Raw genomic sequence first — 18,438 nt, forward strand, 5'->3', positions numbered from 1 at the left:
AGACGAGATTACAGCTGGGCCAGCAGATGCTCGGCCGAAGACACCTTGAACTCGCCGCCCTGCTCGATGTTCAACTGGTCGACCACGCCGTCCTTGACCAGCATGGAGTAGCGCTGCGAGCGCTCGCCCATGCCGAAGCCCTTGGCGTCCAGGGCCAGGCCGACGCTGCGGGTGAAGTCGCCGTTGCCGTCAGCCAGCATGATGATGTCGTCCGTGCCGTTCAGGTCGTTGGCCTGGGCCCAGGCGCCCATGACGAAGGCGTCGTTGACCGACAGACAGGCCACGGCGTCGACCCCCTTGGCCGTCAGGTCGGCGCGGTTGTCGACATAGCCCGGCAGGTGGCGCGCCGAGCAGGTCGGGGTGAAGGCGCCGGGCACGGCGAACAGGGCGACCGTCATGCCGCCGAACAGTTCAGCCGTCGTGACGGGCCTGGGGCCGTCGGCGGTCATGGTGGTCAGGGTCGCGTCGGGGATGCGGTCGCCGATCTGGATGGTCATGGGTGTCTCCGAGGGCTGAAGGGCCCGGGGAATCCGGGCGGCGTTCGACTGTCAGATAGAGACGGGAAGAAGGATCGCCAAGCGGGCTTCGTTCCATGCATCCCGCGCCGCGTCTTGCACATGGCTCTTTCGCCCCCGATGATAGGAACATGACCGCCTTCTCCTCCCTGACCGGGCGTCTTCTGGTGGCCATGCCGGGCATCGACGACGACCGATTCCGCCACGCCGTCATCCTGATCTGCGCCCATGACGACGAGCACGCCATGGGCCTGCGGCTGGACCAGCCCGCGCCCGGCGTCACCCTGTCCGAAGTGCTCGAAAAGCTTGATGCGCCTGTCACCGACGCCATGTCGGAACGCTCGGTGCTGATCGGCGGGCCGGTCGAACGCGAACGGGGCTTTGTCCTGCACACCGACGACTGGACCAATGACGACGTCACCCTGACTTTCGGCGAGGGCCTGGCCGTGACCGGCACCCGCGACGCCCTGGCCGCCATGGGCGACCCGGAGGACGGGCCCAAACAGTCCATCCTGTTGCTGGGCTACGCCGGCTGGGGCGAGGGTCAGCTGGAGGAAGAGCTCAGCGAAAACGTCTGGCTGACCGCCGACGCCGATCCCGAGCTGATCTTCGACGGCGACTATACGACCAAGTGGGCTCGCGCCCTGGCCGGCCTCGGCGTCGATGCGGCCCGCCTGTCGGCGCAGAGCGGACGGGCCTAGTCTTCTTTCGGATATTTGCGGCGCAGATTCCGCATCCGGGCCGCGGTCACGGGCGGCGTCAGGCTGATAGCCGCCGAGATCAGAGCCAGGACGCCGCCGATGATGGCCGCCTGCACGACGTCGCGCGTGAGCAGAAGCCCGAGCCCGACTCCCAGAATGCCTGGCGCCGCAGCCCCAAACATGATCAGGCGATCCCTCATCGCGACCTCGATCTTCACGCCGAGCGCGCCTTGATCGGTGCGGAGCCGTCGGCGAGGGATTCGTTCAGATAGACCTCGGCCTCCTGGGCCGGCAGGGCCGGCGCATAGCCGAAGCCCTGACCGTAGTGGCAGCTGGCGTCCAGCAGCAGGCCGGCCAGTTCGGCGTTCTCCACACCCTCAGCCACGACCTCCAGCGACAGATCGCGCCCCAGGTTGACCACGGACTTGACGATCTTGGCCGAGCCCTCGTCCTTGTTCATCGTCAGAACGAAGTAGCGGTCGATCTTCAGCGTGTCGAAGGGCAGACGCGCCAGATAGGACAGGGACGAGAAGCCGGTGCCGAAGTCATCCAGCGCCAGACTGGCCCCCGCCTCGCGCAACTGGGTCAGGACCTCGGCGGCATGCGCGGTGTCGCGCATGATGTCGCCCTCGGTGACTTCCAGCTTCAGCGCGCCACGCGGCAGGCCGGTTTCCTGAATGATGCGAGCCACATCCTCGACCAGATGCGGCCGTTCGATCTCGCCAACCGAAAGATTGACGCTGCAGAACAGCTTGCCCGCGCCGGGATGGCGCTGCAGCCACTCGGCCAGCTGTCGCGAGGCCTGGGTCATCATCAGCAGGCCCAGCTCGTTCATCAGGCCCATTTCATCGGCCAGGGTCAGGAACTCGTCCGGCGGCACCAGGCCGCGCTGCGGATGGCGCCAGCGCACCAGGGCCTCAAAGCCGGCGACGGCCCCGGTCTTCAGGTTGACGATAGGCTGATAGAAGGGCTCGATCTCGCCGCGCACGAAGGCGTTGCGCAGGTCCGATTCCAGCGCCAGACGCGACAGGCTGTCGGTCTCCAGCGCCCGGCCATAGGCGGCGGCCCCGCCGCGTCCGGCGGTCTTGGCCTGTTCCACCGCCAGTTCGACCCGGCGCAGCAGTTCAGCCGGATCGGGGGCGTCCGGTCCGCCCTCGGCCGCCACGGCGCCGATGGAGACGGTCGGATAGATGTCGAAGCCGGCGACACGCAGCGGCTGCTCCAGCGCCTCGCGCATGCGCTCACTGGCGCCCGTGGCTCCGCGCGGGGCCAGGACGGCGAACTCATCCTCGCCGATGCGGGCGGGCGAGCAGTCCTGCGAGAAGGCGCCCGACAGGCGCGATCCGAGGGCCGACAGCACCAGGTCGGCGCGTTCATGACCCAGGGCCTCATTGAGGCGGCGCAGACGGTCCACATCGGCCACCACCAACTCATACTCGCCCGGCTGGGCCAGGGTCTCGGCGACCCGGACCAGGAAGGTGCGACGGTCCAGCAGACCGGTCAGAGTGTCGCGGTCAGCCCCGGCGAACTTGGTTTCCAGCGCCACGACGCCTGCCGCACGCAAGCCGTCCTCCAGCCAGACGCCGCGCCACAGACAGGTCTCACAGCCGCGCATGCGCAGACGCACGGCGATCTCGGTCCCTTCGGCCTGAGGCTTGAGCAGGCGGTCGGCCAGGGCGCGGTCCTGCGGCATGGCCAGGGCGGCGAACGCCGCGCCCGAACATTCCGGCGCCAGCGGCCCGAGACCCAGGGCCCGGGTCGCGCCGGTGAAACGAATCTGGTCGTCGGCGGGCGTCCAGATCCACAGGGCGGCGTCGGCGGCGGCCAGCGCCTCGATCGCCGTCGTCGGGTCCCAGGCCAGCGCTCTGGATCGTGTATTCAAAGCGAATCCCGGAGGTAAGAACTGGACACGATCGGCCCCGGGACGAACTCGTCCCGAATGACGCCGAACAGAAGATGATCTGCCCATGCGCCGTTAATTTTCAAATAAGCTCTCGCCAGTCCCTCGTGCCGAAAGCCGGCCTTTTCGAGAACGCGGCGCGAGGCGTGGTTGGTCGGCACGCAGGCGGCCTCGACCCGATGCAGTTTCAGCGCGCCGAAGGCGAAACCGAGAATGGCGCGCACCGACGTCGTGCCGACGCCCTGCCCCGCATAGGGCTGGCCGACCCAATAGCCCAGGGTTCCCGTCTCGGCGACGCCGCGCCGGATATTGGACAGGGTGATGGCCCCCATCAGTCGTTCTTCCTCTGGATCGAAGATGAACAGAGGCCAGGCCGTGCCCAGCTCCATTTCACGGGTGTAGACGCTCAAACGTCGTCGGAAGGCCGCCTTGGTCAGGTCGTCCTCGGCCCAGGCCGGTTCCCAGGGTTGAAGGTAGTCGCGCGACCCGCCGCGCAGTTCAGCCCATTCAGCGTAGTCCGACGGACGCGGCGGGCGCAGCAGGACCCCCTGTCCGCGCAGGACCGGTCCGGTCGCCTCGGCCATCCAGTCGAACAGGGCCATGACGGCAGATTACCGAGAAGCGCAGCCGACGCCAGCCACGACTTAGCTCGCCTTCAATCGCGCGGTGAAGGCGGCTCCCGCAGGCGAAGCGGCCTTTGGCCCCAGCACCGCCGTGGCCGACCGTCCGGCTTCGATCATCGAACGCCCCACTGCACGCAGGTCGTCGCGGGTCTGGGCCAGAATGCGGGCGGCGCTGTCCTCGGACGAGACCGGCGCGCCGAAGATCAAGGCCTGGGCGGCGTTTCGGCCCGCGCGGCTGGCCGGGCTTTCGTCGGCCATCCACAGCGTCGCGTTCAGCACGGCCTTGGCGCGCGACAGTTCGGCGTCGGTCGGCCCCTTTTCGGCCAGGTCCAGCAGTTCGTCGGCGCTGACCTCGGCCAGTTCGACCGCGCGCTCGGCGGCGGCCCCGGCGTAGATGCCCAGCAGGCCGGCATCCTCATAGGCCTCCTGATAGGCGTCGATGGCGTAGGCCAGACCCCGGTCCTCGCGGGCGCTCTGGAACAGGCGCGAGGCCATGCCGCCGCCGAGGATCTCTGTGAACAACCGCAGAGCCGGCAGACGCGGGTCCAGCGCCCCCATCGACGGCAACTGGAAGACAAGGTTGGCCTGCTCGATCTTGCGCGTCAGCCGGGCCTCGCCGCCGACGAAGACGGCGGGCGCCAGGGGATCAAGCGGCGTCGCCGCCTCCTGACCGAACCAGCGCTCGGCCAGAGCCAGAAGCTCGTTCTCGTCCACCGCGCCGGACACGGCCACCACCATCCGGTCGGGCGAATAGAGGCGAGCGCGCCAGTCGGCCACGGCGGCGCGATCGGCCGTCTTCAAGCTGTCCACCGTGCCGAGGATCGGCCGGCCCAGCGACTGCCCGACGTAGGCGCGCGTCTGGGCCATCTCGAACACGTGGTCGTCGGGGGTGTCGAAGGCCTCGGCGATCTCCTGGGCCACCACGTCCTTCTCGCGGACGATCTCGACGGGGTCGAGCGTGGGGCGGAAGACCAGGTCCGAGACGATCTGCATGGCCAGGGGCAGCGAGCCGTTAAGGGCGCGGATCTCGAAGCTGGTGCGCTCATAGCCGGTGGCGGCGTTGATCGAGCCGCCTTCGGCCTCGATCCGCTCGACGATGTCGCGAGCGCCCATGTCGCCGGCGCCCTTGAACACCAGATGCTCCAGCAGGTGCGACCAGCCGGAACGGGCCTCGTCCTCCATTCGCGCCCCGCCGCGCACGGCGACGGTCAGGGCGAAGGTCCGCAGACCGGGCATGGGGTCGCAAACGACGCGGACGCCGTTGGACAGGGTGTGAAGGCGAGCAGTCAGGATTCTGTGTCCTTGCGGGTCATGCGGCGGCGCAGCAGCACCGCATAGAAGGCGATCAGGGCGACTGCGAGACCGAACCAGGTCAGGGCGTAGCCGAGGTGGTTGTTCGTAAAGGCGGCGGGCGGCGCCGAGGGCTTCAGCGCCTGCCAGTCGGGATTGGTCGAGGTGGTCGCGAAAACAGTGAAGGGCGAGACCGGTCCCACGACCTTCAGGGCGCGGGCCATGGCCTCGGCGTCGCGGCCATAGAAACGGCCCTCGGCCGGCGGCGGCGTCAGGGCGCTGGGGGCCGGAGCGCGGCGCAGGACGCCGGTGATGACCACGGGCATGGTGTCAGCGGCCTTGACCGAGGGGCGGGCCGAAATTTCGGCGGAAACGAAGCCACGATCGACCAGCAGGGTCGCCTCCACGCCTTCAGGGCGACAGGCCGAGACCAGACGCACGCCCGCGTCGCCGTTCTCGATGGACTGAAGCTCGACGAAGGACGCCGCCGCCAGGCCGCGACAGGTCAGGAGGACACGGCGGAACTCGGGGTTCTCAAGCTTCAGCGCCTCGGCAAGCGGCAGGGGCGGCTGGCCGGCGGCGGCCTCGGCCCCGTCCATCAGGCCTTCCTTCCACTGCATACGCTGCACCTGCCAGACGCCAAGCGCCAGCAGGACCCCCAGCAGCAGAACGGCGAGGACCGTCAGGACGACGGGGAAACGAGGACGGGCGGCGGAAGTCATTTCGGGTCTCGGATTCTCAGCATCTGCAGGGCGGTCATCAAGCCCTTGCCGGGACGCATCAGGCCGAGCGCCAGGGCCGCAACCAGCGGCAGCCAGATGATCAGGTGCAGCCAGATCGGGGGATGCCAGGCGATCTCGACCGCCAGGGCCGAGAAGCCGACGATGAAGCCGGCGATCTGCATGATGAAGGTGGCGGCGCCGTCGCCGGTCTCGACCGAGGCGAGATCAAAACCGCAGGTTCCGCAGGTCGGGCGGACTTTCAGGAAGCCTTGAAACAGCGGCCCCTGCCCGCAGTTTGGGCAACGGCCCCGCAGACCGGCGCGAATCGCCTGTCCCCCAAGCAAATCGGCGCGGGACTGCTCGTCCCGCGCCGTTTGAAGTTCAGGGGCTGGTTGGCCCGTCTTCACCCGAAGGTGACGTAGACGAAGGCGAACAGGAACAGCCAGACCACGTCCACGAAGTGCCAGTACCAGGCGGCGGCTTCGAAACCGAAGTGCTTCTGGGGCGTCATCTGGCCGGCCTGCAGACGCAGCAGGCAGACGGCCAGGAAGATGGTGCCGACAGCGACGTGGAAACCGTGGAAGCCGGTGGCCATGAAGAAGACCGAACCATAGAGCTTCGAGTTGGCCGCAGCCTCGTTGAAGAAGAGGTGCTCGTGGATGATGTGGTGATATTCGTAGGCTTGAACGCCGGTGAACAGCACGCCCAGCAGGACAGTGATCAGCAGACCCAGCTTGGCGGCCTTGCGGTCGCCGACCTGCAGCGCATGGTGAGCCCAGGTGACGGTCGTGCCCGACAGCAGCAGGATGACCGTGTTCAGCAGCGGCAGGCCCCAGGGATCCAGCAGCTCGACGCCCTTGGGCGGCCAGGTCGACCAGGCCTTGCCCGTGTCCATCCAGTTGCCGACTTCAGGGATGATGGCGCGCGACTCGTTGAAGATCGCCATGTCGAAGAACATCCAGAAGAAGGCGACGAAGAACATCACCTCCGAGGCGATGAACAACACCATGCCGTAGCGCAGGCCGATCGAGACGACGGGGGTGTGGTCGCCCTTCTTCGATTCCTTGATGACGTCCGACCACCAGCCGAACATGGCGAAAAGCACGCCCGCCAGACCGGCGAAGAACAGCCACTTGGTGCCTTCCGGTTGACCGAACAGGCCCTTCATCCACATGACCGCGCCCACGAACATGGCCACGGAGGCCATGGACGAGATCAACGGCCAGGGGCTCGGGTCCACAAGGTGATAGTCGTGTTGCGGTTTCGCGTGGGCGTCAGCCATTCCAGGGTCTCTGAATTAAGGCGAGAGATCGTTCTTACAGGGGCTATAGCGTCCGCTATCCAGCTTTGCCAACAGTCGATTGACCGGAAGCGGCCTGCTGGAAGCCCTTGGTGGGATAGAAGGTGTAGCTGAGGGTGATTTCCTTCACCCCCTTGGCCTCGGCGTCCGTGGCCAGTTCGGGCGCCACAAAATACTGCACCGGGAAGGACTTGGTCTCGCCAGGAGCGATTTCCTGCCCCTCGAAGCAGAAGCACTGCAGCTTCTGGAAATAGGGGCCGGCGCGTTCCGGCACGACATTATAGGCGGCCGTGGCGTGGATCGGCTGGTCCGAGGTGTTGGTCACGTCGAAATAGGCCATGCCGGTCTCGCCGATTCGCACCCTCTGGGTGGTCTGCTCGGCTTTGAAGCTCATCGGCAGATCACGAACATTGGTGTCGAAGCGAATCAGGACGCTTTGATCGAGGATCTGCGTCGGCGCGGCTTCAGCCTTCTTCACCGTGCCGTCGAAGCCCGTCACCTGACAGAAGAGGCGATACAGCGGCACGGCGGCGAAGGCCGCGCCCGTCATGCCCATGACGACGGCGGCGCAGATCAGGGCGATCAGATTCTTGCGGTCTTTCACGCCGCCGGCTCCGCCGCAACGGATGCGTCCGGCTGCACGGGGGCCGGCAAGGCCGGGTCAGCGCGCTCGATCACGCCGACGGCGGCGGCTTCGGCGGCGCGACGCTCCTGGCTGTTGCTGTACATGCGCGACACGGTGATCAGATAGACCACCCCGATAAAGGCCAGCAGGCCCAGGGCGATGGCGATGTTGCGGCGCTTGCGGGCGCGCACCTGATCATCGGTCAGCTTTACGAAGTTCGGACGGGTCACGCGGTTCAGGCTCCCAGGCCCGGCAGCTGTTCGACCAGAAGAGCCGAGAACAGCGCCATCAGATACAGGATGGAGAAGGCGAACAGATTACGGGCCGGTTTGGCCTCGGCCCGAACATCATACAATGCGGCCTCTCGCCCCACGGCCTCGGCCTTGTCCGGCTGATCCCCGGCGCGCGAACGCCACAGGCGGACGGCCAGGGCCAGAAAGAACAGGCCGCCTGCGACCGAAACCGTCAGATAGACCACGCCGCCCAGACCGGTGAAGGCCGGCAGAATGGCGATCGGCACGAAGATCAGGCTGTAGATCAGGATCTGCAGGCGAGTGGATCTGGCGCCGCGCGCCACCGGCATCATGGGGATGCCGGCCTTGGCGTAGTCGCCGGCCGAGTAGAGGGCGAGCGCCCAGGAATGCGGCGGGGTCCACAGGAAGATGATGGCGAACAGCAGCCAGGCCTGCCACGGGGCGTCCCCCGTCGCCGCCGCCCAGCCGATCACAGGGGGGAAGGCGCCCGCGGCGCCGCCGATGACGATGTTCTGGGGCGTCCGACGCTTGAGCAGCAGGGTGTAGAAACCGGCGTAATAGACGATGGTCAGGGCCAGCAGGCCGCCGGCCAGCCAGTTGGTCGTCATGCCGAGCAGCATGACCGAGAAGACCGACAGGACGACCCCGAAGGCCATCGCATCATTCTTGCGCACCCGGCCCGCCGCGACCGGACGGCCGCGCGTGCGCCGCATCAGGGCGTCGGTCTCGCCCTCCAGCGCCATGTTCAACGCGCCCGCCGCCCCGGCCCCCACGGCGATGCACAGGACGGCCACAATGGCGTTCAGCCAGTTCATGTGGCCAGGCGCCGCGACCAGTCCGGTCACGGCGGTGAAGACCACCAGCGACATGACGCGCGGTTTCAGCAGCTGGAAGAAGTCTTCCGGCTGGGCGGTCGTGACGAGGGGAGCTTGGCGGTCGGTCATGGTCATAAAAGCCGAAGGCCGCCCTTCCGATGCGAAAGGGCGGCCTCACTGGGGTCTATCCGGTTCGGATCAGTGGTTGTCCGCCTTGACCACCGGCAGTTCGTTGAACTGGTGGTGCGGCGGGGGCGACGAGAGGGTCCACTCCAGGGTGGTGGCGCCTTCGCCCCACGGATTGGCCTCGCCCTTGCGGCGACGCACGGCGGCTTCCAGCAGCATGACCAGGAAGACGGCGACGCCGACGACGGTGATCAGATAGCCGACCGACGAGATGTGGTTCCAGTAGGTGTAGGCTTCCGGGTAGTCGATGTAGCGACGCGGCATGCCCTGCAGACCCAGGAAGTGCTGCGGGAAGAAGACCAGGTTCACGCCGACGAACATGATCCAGAAATGGGTCGCGCCGAGGAACTCGTTGTACTTCACGCCGAACATCTTCTCGAACCAGTAGTAGAAGCCGGCGAAGATCGAGAAGACGGCGCCCAGCGACAGCACGTAGTGGAAGTGGGCCACGACATAGTAGGTGTCGTGCAGGCTGTAGTCGATGCCGGCGTTCGACAGGACCACGCCGGTCACGCCGCCGAGGGTGAACAGGAAGATGAAGCCCATCGCCCACAGCATGGGCGTCTTGAAGGTGATGGAGCCGCCCCACATGGTGGCGATCCAGCTGAAGATCTTCACACCCGTCGGCACGGCGATGATCATCGTCGCGGCCACGAAGTAGGCGCGCAGGTTGATGCTCATGCCCACGGTGTACATGTGGTGCGCCCACACGATGAAGCCGATGAAGCCGATGGCGACCATGGCGTAGGCCATGGCGAGGTAGCCGAAGATCGGCTTCTTCGAGAAGGTCGAGACGATGTGCGAGATGATGCCGAAGCCCGGCAGGATCATGATGTAGACTTCGGGGTGGCCGAAGAACCAGAACAGGTGCTGGTACATCACCGGGTCGCCGCCGCCGGCCGGATCGAAGAAGCTGGTGCCGAAGTTACGGTCCGTCAGCAGCATGGTGATGGCGCCCGCCAGGACCGGCAGCGACAGCAGCAGCAGGAAGGCCGTGATCAGCACGCCCCAGGCGAACAGCGGCATACGGTGCAGGGTCATGCCCGGCGCGCGCATGTTGAAGATGGTGGTGATGAAGTTGATCGCGCCCAGGATCGACGAGGCGCCGGCGACGTGCAGCGAGAAGATCGCCAGGTCGAACGACGGCCCCGTGTGGCCCATGGTGGAGAGCGGCGGATAGGCCGTCCAGCCGCCGCCGAAGCCCTTGCCTGGACCGCCGTCGACGAACATCGAGATGCACAGCAGGATGAAGGCCGCGACCAGCAGCCAGAACGAGATGTTGTTCATCCGCGGGAAGGCCATGTCCGGCGCGCCGATCATGATCGGCGTGAAGTAGTTGGCGAAACCGCCCATGGTCGCCGGCATGACGACGAAGAAGACCATGATCAGGGCGTGAGCCGTGACCGTGACGTTATAGCCGTGCTTAGAGGCCTCAACGATCCCCAGCTGCTGAATGATCGTGCCTTCCTTGAACAGCTGGATGCCCGGCTCAGCCAGCTCCCAGCGGATCAGGCCCGACAGGGCGCCGCCCACCAGGCCGGTGAAGATGGCGAACACCAGGTAAAGAAGACCGATGTCCTTGTGATTGGTCGACAGGAACCAGCGGGTGAAGAAACCCGGCTTGTGATCGTGATGATCGTCGTGCGTTGCGGCAGCGGTGGCCATGATCGTTGGGCTCTCGCGTCTTGTTACTGGGCGGCCGGCGCGACGGGCGCGGCAGCGGCTGCGGGGGCCGCGGGAGCGGCGGCGGTCGGGGCCGGAGCGGCGGCGGCGGCGGCCGAAGCGGCGGCCTCGTCAACTACGGCGGCCGGAGCGGCTGCAGCAGCTGCTGCAGCGGCGGCTTCGTCAGCCTTCTTGGTCATGGAACCGCCCTTGGAGGCGACCCAGGCGGCGAATTCGGCCTCGGTGACGACGTTGATCTGGATCGGCATGAAAGCGTGATCGACGCCGCACAGCTCGGAGCACTGACCATAGTAGATGCCGGTCTTCTCGGCCTTGAACCAGGTGTGGTTGATGCGGCCCGGAACGGCGTCGGTCTTCAGGCCGAAGGCCGGCAGGGCGACAGCGTGGATCACGTCGGAGGCGGTGATCAGCAGTTCGACGGTCTTGCCCACCGGAACCACCATGGGCTCGTCGGCGGCCAGACGATAGAGATGGGCCGGCGCCTTGTCCTCAGGCGTCATGTTCGAGATGTACTCGGCCACGCCCTGATCAGGATACTCGTAGGCCCAGTTCCACTGGTTGCCCGTGACCTTGACCGTCAGGTCGACTTCCGGCGTGTCGTGATAGGCGAACAGCAGGCGGAACGAGAAGAGCGAGATGCCGACCAGGATCAACACCGGCACCACGGTCCAGATGACCTCGATGACCGTGTTGTGGCTCCATTTGGCCGGAACCGGGTTGGCCTTCTTGTTGTAACGGATGGCGATCCAGATCAGCAGGCCCAGCACCAGCAGGGTGATGACCGTGATGATCGGCATCAGCACGACGTCGTGGAAGAAGATCGCCTCATGCTTCAGCGGCGACGCCGCCGGCTGCAGATCGATCGCCCCCGGCGTCGGTTGACCCAGCACGTCCTGCGCCCATGCCGGCGCGGCGACGAAGGCGGCAAGGGCGGTCGCGGCGATACCGCCTCCGATCCGCGCCATGGCTCGCGTGCCCATCCCCATTCGATTCCTCATAAACCGTTTCGCAGCCGATACTTGCGAGCAATTCGCAAACACCCCCGGGCCCTTGCGGACCTCGGCGTTTCAGGCCGGTCCTTATCGGCTCGGCTAGCGCTTGCCAAGCGATCAAGACGCTCAAGTGGCGGGATGAGGCAAAACTTCGGCGGATTAATTCGCTGTCATGTAGCGACAGCTACCTTGCAGCGCATGATACCTTGCGATACCCATTCGACATCACCGAAGGGAACGCCATGCCCGACTCCATCGACATCCAACTGAAGAAAGGCGTGCTGGGATTATGCGTGCTGGCCCTGCTGGCCCGCGACGACAGCTACGCCTACGAAATCGCCAGCCGCCTGTCCGACGCCATCGGCATGGGGGAAGGCACCATCTATCCGCTGATGCGCCGCATGCAGACGGACGGCCTGGTCGAGACCTATCTGGTCGAATCGCCCAGCGGCCCGTCGCGCAAATACTATCGGCTCACCAACGCCGGCCGCGCCGCCCTGGAAGGGCAGACCGCCGAATGGCGAGCCTTCGCCCAGGCCGTCGAGGCCCTGGTGGCCAACACCGCGCCGGGCAGCGACGCCATAGCGACGGGCGCCCCGGTCGAGCCGGCCGCCCTCACGGACCAATCCGCAGACGCTCAACGGGGAGCTGAACAATGAACCGCGCAGAATTTCTGGCCCGCCTGAAACGCGGACTGGTCGGACTGCCGACCATCACGGCGAACGAAATCGTCGCCGACTACGAGAGCCACTTCGCCGACGGCGCCGCCGCCGGGCGCACCGAGGCGCAGGTCGCCGAGGCCCTGGGCGATCCCGATCGTCTGGCCCGCGAACTGAAGGCCGAAGCCAGCGCAAAACGCTGGACCCAGGAACAGTCGCCCCCCGCCGCCGCCGGCGCCATATTCGGCATCCTGGGCCTGGGCGCGATCGACATCCTGATCCTGCTGCCCATCGCCCTGCCGATCTTCGGCACGGTCCTGTCCATGCTGATCGGCGGGGTCGGGGTCTTCGTGGCCGGCGGCTTCGTCATGGTGGCCGGCTCCTTCATGGGCCTGCCGGGCGGCGCCCTGGCGGCCGCGCTTCTGGGGGTCGGCCTGATGGGCCTGGGCGTCTTCATGGTCGCCCTGATGGCCCTGCTGACCAAGTGGCTGATCGACGCCACCATCTGGTACGCCCGCCTGCACTACCGCGTGCTGAAGCCCGCCCTCGAACCGCAAGCCTGAGCCAAGGGAGACTAATGTCATGATCCGCAATCTGCTCATCATCTCCGGCGCCGGGCTGATCCTCGCCATCGTCGGCATCGGCGGCGCCTTTGCGGTGGGGGGCCGCGACCTGGCTCGCCACGACTGGACCTGGGTGGTCACTGACGACGAGCCCGGCGACGACGGCTTCACGATCGAACGGGGCCAGGTCTCGCCTGACATCACCCGCACCATCGCCTGGGCGGACGCCCAGCGCCTGGCCATCGATATTCCGGCGGACGTCGTCTACGATCAACAGGCTGACGCGCCCGGCATCACGATCACGGGCGCCGAGAACGTGGTGAACCGCGTCCGTCTGAGCAACGGCCGCCTGACGCTGGACGAGGCCCCGCGCGGCGACCGCAGCTATGTCCGCTGGACCCGCACCGGCATCCGCGGCTGGAGCGAGACCGACGCCCTGAAGATCATAATCAAGGCGCCTTCGGTAAAGGCCTTTGACCTGTCAGGACCGACCGAGTTGAAGATCCGGGGTTACGACCAGCCGACGCTGGACCTGACCCTGACCGGCTCCTCGGATGTCCGGGTGCAGGGCCGCGCCGACACGGTGAGCGTCGATGTGTCCGGCGCCGGCGACGCCCGTCTGGACGAACTCATCGTCGATGACGCCAAGGTTCGGGTCAGCGGCTCCGGCGACGTCCGCGTCGGCCCCAGCGGCAAGGCCGAGGTCGATGTCTCTGGCAGCGGCGAGGTGCGTCTGACGCGCCGCCCGGCCGAACTTCGTCAGTCCGTCAGCGGCTCGGGCGAGGTGACGGAGGACTGACTTCACGCCTGACGAACCGATGCTGGATCGACCCCTTTCGCTTGGCGAGAGGGGTCGATTGCTCTTGCGGGCCGTGACGCCAGGCCTTGCAGCCCCTATCTAGCGTCCATGAGCACCGTCGCCTCCCCCTCCCCCATCCTCGACGCCGCGGGCGTAGCCCCGGACGAGGCCCTGTCGATCCTGCGGACCGCCCTGGCGGGCGCCGATGACGGGGAGCTGTTCCTCGAAAAGACCGAGAGCGAATCGCTGGTCTTCGACGACGGGCGACTGAAGGGCGCCTCCTATGACGCGGTGGAAGGCTTCGGCCTGCGCGTCGTGGCGGGCGAGACCGCCGGCTACGCCCACGCCAACGAGATCTCCGCCGCCGCCATCCGCCGCGCCGCCGACAGCGCCGCCCTGGCCAAGCGCGGCTATGACGGAACCGCCGCCGAAGCGCCGCGCGCCACCAACCAGCGCCTCTATGATCCGATCGATCCGCTGCTGGCCCCGGCCTTCTCGGACAAGATCGCGCTTCTGGCCGAAATCGACGCCTTCGCCCGCGCCCGGGACCCGCGCGTGGTGCAGGTCTCGGCCTCCCTGATCGGCGAGCGCCGCGCCATCGACATCCTGCGCGGCGACGGGCGCCTGCTCAGCGACCTGCGCCCCCTGGTCCGCCTCAACGTCTCGGTCACGGTCGAGCGCGACGGCAAGCGTGAGAGCGCTTCCTCCGGCGCCGGCGGCCGCGCGGGCTTCGAGGAATGGATCGCGCCCGAACGCTGGCAGGCCCAGGTCGATGAGGCTCTTCGTCAGGCCCTGGTCAACCTGGACGCCGTCGATTGTCCAGCCGGCGAGATGGACGTGGTTCTCGGCGCCGGCTGGCCCGGCGTCCTGTTGCACGAAGCGGTCGGCCACGGCTTTGAGGGCGACTTCCACCGCAAGGGTTCATCGGTGTTCAGCGGCATGATGGGCCAGCGGGTGGCCGCCCCCGGCGTGACGGTCGTGGACGACGGCTCCATCGCCGGACGTCGCGGCTCCCTGTCGTTCGACGACGAAGGCACCCCGACCTCGCGCACCGTGCTGATCGAGGACGGCGTCATGGTCGGACTGATGCACGACCGGCTGTCGGCGCGTCAGCTGGGCGCCAAGGCCACCGGCAACGGACGACGCCAGTCCTTCGCCCACACGCCCATGCCGCGCATGACCAACACCTTCATGGAAGGCGGCAAGCATTCGCAGGCCGACATGATCGCCTCGACGAAGCGCGGCCTCTACGCCGCCAATTTCGGCGGCGGCCAGGTGGACATCACCAACGGCAAGTTCGTCTTCCAGTGCACCGAGGCCTATCTGATCGAGGACGGCAAGATCACCGCCCCGGTGCGCGGCGCCACCCTGATCGGCGACGGGGCCACGGCCCTGACCCACATCCAGATGATCGGCGACGATTTCGCCTTCGACCCCGGCGTCGGCACCTGCGGCAAGTCCGGTCAGGGCGTCCCCGTCGGCATTGGCCAGCCCAGCCTCAAGATCGGCGGGCTGACGGTCGGCGGCACGGCGGTCTAGGGCGCCGCCGGATCAGGCGCATCCGCCTTCCAGTCAGGCCCTTCGATCTCGTAGCCCTGGGCCGCCAGCGTATCGAGCACGCCGCCCGGTTCGGCCAGGACCCGTAGCTGGGCCACGGCCATGGTCACGCCGGGCTCGCCCAGGGCGGTCTGGATCGCCTCGGCCCATTGACGACGCAGCAGGGGTGCGATCTCGGGGTCGCCCCAGGGCCAGCACAGGCCCAGGGCCTGCTCGAGCGGCTGCGCCATGACCTCGGGCACGCGACGGGCGCGCCAGTCATTGATGCGGATCGCGGCGCCTTCAGGTCCAGCCTCGGCCGCGGCCAGGGCGCGCTCCAGACAGACAGCATAGGTCGCAGGCGGCGCGGTGATCAGGCTGTCGACAATCTCGTCGCCGCGCACCGTGCCTACAGGGCGCACAGGGATGCGCGCGTCGCGCGCGACCTTCTTGATGACGTCGGTGGCGTTGCGGGTGCGGCCGCGCTCATAGCCGGCCCTGTCGCTCATCAGATCCATGCTGAGGATCATCAGGCTGTTGGTGCGCCAGCTGTCGTTCCTCTGATCCGCCATCACCGTCTCCAGCCTCGCCTGGACCTCGGGCGGCAGATAGTCGGCGGTCGTCGTGCCTTTTGGCAGGGTGGCCACGGTGCGGATGCGCCAGATCAGGCGAAAGACGTCGGCGACCGAGGCGCGGCCTTCTTGCGGAAACAGGATGCGTTGCGAACGACGCGTAGCCGCCTCCAGGGCTTCGGGTCGCCATTCGACGTCGCGCGGCACGCCGCTGACGGCGCCGACCAGGATCAGGCTGCGGTCGCCCTGGGTCACCTGCCATATCGGCGCCTCGCTGCGGCGGGCGCTAACAATGATCTCATCGACCGTGGTCGCCTGATCTTCCTGCGCCCACGCGGGAGCGCCCGACGACAGGCTTAGAACCAGAGCGGATACAGCAAGGATACGATGCATCATGATCCGCTGACTAACAGTAACCATTCGATGTGTAATCTGACTATTCGGTAATGCTGTCAGCGATTTAATCCACCTGTCAGGCTTGTAACTGGAGGCGGCGCCTCACTGCCGTCACACCTTCCCCACGACCGAGGGAGAGGACGACGCCATGACCAAGACCATTCTGCTGGCCACCACCGCCGCGCTGACGATCGTCGCCGCCTCTCCGGCCCTAGCCGATACGGCGCCCGCGGCGCCGGGACAGGACGCCCAGTCCGGGGATCAGGCCGTGCTCGTCTTCGCCCCCGATTTCTTCCGCGACGCCCGCCCGAACACGGCGCTGGACATGGTCAACCGTATTCCCGGCTTCTCGGTCAATGACGGTGACGGCGCCCGGGGCTTTGAAGGCGCGGTCGGAAACATCCTGATCAACGGTTCGCGTCCGGCGTCCAAGAACGACACCGGCTCCAACGTCCTGGGCCGCACCGTCGCCGCCCAGGTCGAGCGCATCGAACTGGTGCGCGGCGGCGCGCCCGGCATCGAGATGCAAGGCTATTCGGTCGTCGCCAACGTCATCCTGAAGACCACCTCCAGCCGCGAACATATCCTGACGACCAACGCCAGCCTGTTCGAGGGCGGTCAGGACCTGTTCGGAGGCACCTATCAATTCACGGCCCGCGAAGGCGAGCGAACCTGGGGCGTGACCCTGGGCGACGGGATTTCGTCCAGCGACTCCAACGGCGCCGGCTACGTCGTGCGCACCGACGGCAACGGCGCCGTCCTGCGCAACGAGCAGTATTACAATGACGGCTACGGCGGTGGAAACTCGATCCGCGGCAACTACTCCAGCCCCTTCATGGGCGGCAAGATCGACCTGACCGCCCGCTACGGGATCAACGACTGGCACAACATCAACCGCCAGACCGCGCCCGACGTCCTGCGGGAAAGCTTCTATGACAACGACGCCAAGAGCGGCGAACTGGGCGTGGTCTATACGCGACCGCTGAGCGAGAAGCTGAAGCTGGAAAGCCGGTTCATCCACGAATTCGAGGAATTCGACAACGTCTCCACCTCGCGCAACCGCGACGGCGCCGTCGTCAGTCCCGAACAGATGTTCGCTTCCAACGGCAAGGGCTCCGAGACCATCCTGCGCGGCCTGGTTCGCTATGAGCGATCGCCGGCCATGGACTTCGAAGCCGGCGGCGAGATCGCCTACAATATGCTGGAGACCGAGCAGGCCTATTCGGTCGGCGGCGTGGCCGTCCCCCTGCCCTCGGCCTCGGTCAAGGTCGAGGAGACGCGCGGCGAGCTGTTCGGCAAGGGCACCTGGCGGATCAACCCCAAGTGGACGCTGGAGAGCGGCCTGCGGCTGGAATCCTCGACCATCAGCCAGTCAGGCGACGCCTCGCAGGAAAAAAGCTTCTTCTTCGCCAAACCGCGCCTGCTGGCCACCTGGACACCCATGGCCAACACCCAGGTCCGCGCCCGCTTCGAACGCACCGTCGGGCAGTTGGACTTTGACGACTTCGCCGCCTCGGCCGAATTCGCCGATGAAAGCGTCTTCGGCGGCAATGTGAACCTGTCGCCGGAATCGCGCTGGGTCAGCGAACTGACCTTTGAAAAGCGCTTCTGGGGCGAAGGCATTGTCAGCCTCGGCCTGCGCCACGACGAAATCACCGACGCCATCGACCTGATCCCGCTGGACGGCGGCCTGGCGGCGGTCGGCAACATCGGCGACGGCACGCTGGACCAACTGGCGCTGAACGTGACGATCCCGACCACCAGGCTCGGCCTGTCGGGCGGCAAGTTCGGCTTCCGCAACACCTGGAACAAGACCGAGGTCACCGATCCGACCACGGGCGAGACCCGCGCCATCTCGGGCGTGCGCCCGACCCAGGCGACCATCACCTTCCAGCAGGATATCACCTCGTGGAAGCTGCAATGGGGCGGCGCCTGGATCCCGCTGCTGGGCCAGAAAAACTTCCAGCCCGACCAGGTCTCGGGCTGGCGCGGCACCGACTATTACGAGATGTGGGCCGAGTACAAACCGACCCCGACCCTGTCTATCCGCGCCCAGGTCAACATCTGGAATGACTTCGACCAGCACAGGATCGTCTTCGCCAACCGCGAGACCCGGCCCGTGGCTTTCGTCGAGGAACGCTTCGTCGATCCGCGCACCTTCTGGCAGCTGCGCGTGCGCAAGACCTTCTAGGCTTCAAGAGCAAGAACCCGCTGCCCTTCCCGTCCGCCCCGGCGCGGGAAGGACAAGGCGGGCCTTCCCCGAAGCAACTGAAAAGGGCGGCGCCTCATGCGAGACGCCGCCCTTTC

Annotated in this window: 20 protein-coding genes; 6 read left to right on the plus strand and 14 right to left on the minus strand. The window is 67.0% G+C overall.

Annotated features, from left to right (window positions below; all coding sequences use genetic code 11):
- Positions 1 to 8 precede the first annotated feature (8 nt).
- On the minus strand, positions 9 to 497 hold the full coding sequence (locus IFE19_RS14065) for a peroxiredoxin (protein ID WP_207823302.1): 489 nt from the start codon (positions 495 to 497) through the stop codon (positions 9 to 11).
- A gap of 149 nt (positions 498 to 646) precedes the next feature.
- On the opposite strand from IFE19_RS14065, the gene IFE19_RS14070 reads away from it, so the two are divergent.
- Positions 647 to 1,216 carry a YqgE/AlgH family protein gene (locus IFE19_RS14070; RefSeq protein WP_207823304.1) on the plus strand — a complete coding sequence of 190 codons (570 nt, stop codon included), beginning with the start codon at positions 647 to 649 and terminating at the stop codon, positions 1,214 to 1,216.
- Here IFE19_RS14070 and IFE19_RS14075 read toward each other — a convergent pair.
- The 12 genes from IFE19_RS14075 to coxB all read right to left on the minus strand — a co-directional run bounded on the left by IFE19_RS14075 (position 1,213) and on the right by coxB (position 11,600).
- The gene (locus tag IFE19_RS14075; protein WP_207823306.1) at positions 1,213 to 1,434 is read right to left on the minus strand and encodes a hypothetical protein; all 222 of its coding nucleotides are present in this window, start codon (positions 1,432 to 1,434) and stop codon (positions 1,213 to 1,215) included. The two genes, IFE19_RS14070 and IFE19_RS14075, sit on opposite strands and share 4 nt — an antisense overlap.
- Positions 1,431 to 3,098, minus strand: a complete 1,668-nt coding sequence (locus tag IFE19_RS14080) for a putative bifunctional diguanylate cyclase/phosphodiesterase (RefSeq protein WP_207823308.1) — start codon at positions 3,096 to 3,098, stop codon at positions 1,431 to 1,433. Before IFE19_RS14080 ends, IFE19_RS14075 begins: the two co-directional genes overlap by 4 nt.
- Positions 3,095 to 3,718 carry a GNAT family N-acetyltransferase gene (locus IFE19_RS14085; RefSeq protein ID WP_207823310.1) on the minus strand — a complete coding sequence of 208 codons (624 nt, stop codon included), beginning with the start codon at positions 3,716 to 3,718 and terminating at the stop codon, positions 3,095 to 3,097. Before IFE19_RS14085 ends, IFE19_RS14080 begins: the two co-directional genes overlap by 4 nt.
- Positions 3,719 to 3,760: 42 nt before the next feature.
- Entirely contained in the window at positions 3,761 to 4,975 is a 1,215-nt protein-coding gene (locus IFE19_RS14090) for a M16 family metallopeptidase (protein WP_207823312.1), read from the minus strand.
- A gap of 50 nt (positions 4,976 to 5,025) precedes the next feature.
- Positions 5,026 to 5,751: an SURF1 family protein gene (locus IFE19_RS14095; RefSeq protein WP_207823313.1), complete on the minus strand. Its 726-nt coding sequence runs from the start codon at positions 5,749 to 5,751 to the stop codon at positions 5,026 to 5,028.
- Positions 5,748 to 6,095, minus strand: a complete 348-nt coding sequence (locus IFE19_RS14100) for a DUF983 domain-containing protein (RefSeq protein WP_207827660.1) — start codon at positions 6,093 to 6,095, stop codon at positions 5,748 to 5,750. The genes IFE19_RS14095 and IFE19_RS14100 overlap by 4 nt, the downstream gene beginning before the upstream one ends.
- Positions 6,096 to 6,154: 59 nt before the next feature.
- Positions 6,155 to 7,033: a cytochrome c oxidase subunit 3 gene (locus tag IFE19_RS14105; RefSeq protein WP_207823315.1), complete on the minus strand. Its 879-nt coding sequence runs from the start codon at positions 7,031 to 7,033 to the stop codon at positions 6,155 to 6,157.
- 55 nt (positions 7,034 to 7,088) lie between these two features.
- Complete coding sequence (locus tag IFE19_RS14110) at positions 7,089 to 7,607, minus strand: cytochrome c oxidase assembly protein (RefSeq protein ID WP_263972842.1); 519 nt, start codon at positions 7,605 to 7,607, stop codon at positions 7,089 to 7,091.
- 44 nt (positions 7,608 to 7,651) lie between these two features.
- Positions 7,652 to 7,906: a hypothetical protein gene (locus tag IFE19_RS14115; RefSeq protein ID WP_207823318.1), complete on the minus strand. Its 255-nt coding sequence runs from the start codon at positions 7,904 to 7,906 to the stop codon at positions 7,652 to 7,654.
- 5 nt (positions 7,907 to 7,911) lie between these two features.
- Positions 7,912 to 8,880 carry a heme o synthase gene (locus IFE19_RS14120; protein ID WP_207823320.1) on the minus strand — a complete coding sequence of 323 codons (969 nt, stop codon included), beginning with the start codon at positions 8,878 to 8,880 and terminating at the stop codon, positions 7,912 to 7,914.
- Between the two features lie 63 nt (positions 8,881 to 8,943).
- Positions 8,944 to 10,596 carry a cytochrome c oxidase subunit I gene (gene ctaD, locus IFE19_RS14125; RefSeq protein WP_207823322.1) on the minus strand — a complete coding sequence of 551 codons (1,653 nt, stop codon included), beginning with the start codon at positions 10,594 to 10,596 and terminating at the stop codon, positions 8,944 to 8,946.
- A gap of 23 nt (positions 10,597 to 10,619) precedes the next feature.
- Positions 10,620 to 11,600: a cytochrome c oxidase subunit II gene (gene coxB, locus IFE19_RS14130; RefSeq protein WP_207823324.1), complete on the minus strand. Its 981-nt coding sequence runs from the start codon at positions 11,598 to 11,600 to the stop codon at positions 10,620 to 10,622.
- 248 nt (positions 11,601 to 11,848) lie between these two features.
- Between coxB and IFE19_RS14135 the strand changes: the two genes are divergently transcribed.
- From IFE19_RS14135 to tldD, 4 genes are all read left to right on the plus strand, one after another.
- Positions 11,849 to 12,265, plus strand: coding sequence for a PadR family transcriptional regulator (locus tag IFE19_RS14135; protein ID WP_225910296.1), 417 nt, complete (start codon positions 11,849 to 11,851; stop codon positions 12,263 to 12,265).
- Positions 12,262 to 12,828, plus strand: a complete 567-nt coding sequence (locus IFE19_RS14140; protein WP_207823326.1) for a DUF1700 domain-containing protein — start codon at positions 12,262 to 12,264, stop codon at positions 12,826 to 12,828. The genes IFE19_RS14135 and IFE19_RS14140 overlap by 4 nt, the downstream gene beginning before the upstream one ends.
- A 19-nt stretch (positions 12,829 to 12,847) precedes the next feature.
- A complete protein-coding gene (locus tag IFE19_RS14145; protein WP_207823328.1) occupies positions 12,848 to 13,627 on the plus strand; it encodes a GIN domain-containing protein in 780 nt (259 codons plus the stop codon).
- Positions 13,628 to 13,735: 108 nt separating this feature from the next.
- Positions 13,736 to 15,166 carry a metalloprotease TldD gene (gene tldD / locus IFE19_RS14150; protein ID WP_207823330.1) on the plus strand — a complete coding sequence of 477 codons (1,431 nt, stop codon included), beginning with the start codon at positions 13,736 to 13,738 and terminating at the stop codon, positions 15,164 to 15,166.
- On the opposite strand, the gene IFE19_RS14155 is transcribed toward tldD, so the two are convergent.
- A complete protein-coding gene (locus IFE19_RS14155; RefSeq protein ID WP_207823332.1) occupies positions 15,163 to 16,131 on the minus strand; it encodes a TraB/GumN family protein in 969 nt (322 codons plus the stop codon). The genes tldD and IFE19_RS14155 overlap by 4 nt on opposite strands.
- Positions 16,132 to 16,279: 148 nt before the next feature.
- On the opposite strand from IFE19_RS14155, the gene IFE19_RS14160 reads away from it, so the two are divergent.
- Positions 16,280 to 18,322, plus strand: a complete 2,043-nt coding sequence (locus tag IFE19_RS14160; RefSeq protein ID WP_207823334.1) for a TonB-dependent receptor plug domain-containing protein — start codon at positions 16,280 to 16,282, stop codon at positions 18,320 to 18,322.
- The last annotated feature ends 116 nt before the right edge of the window (positions 18,323 to 18,438 follow it).

Source organism: Brevundimonas pondensis (genome assembly GCF_017487345.1).
In the GTDB taxonomy this organism is placed as follows: Bacteria; Pseudomonadota; Alphaproteobacteria; order Caulobacterales; family Caulobacteraceae; genus Brevundimonas; species Brevundimonas pondensis.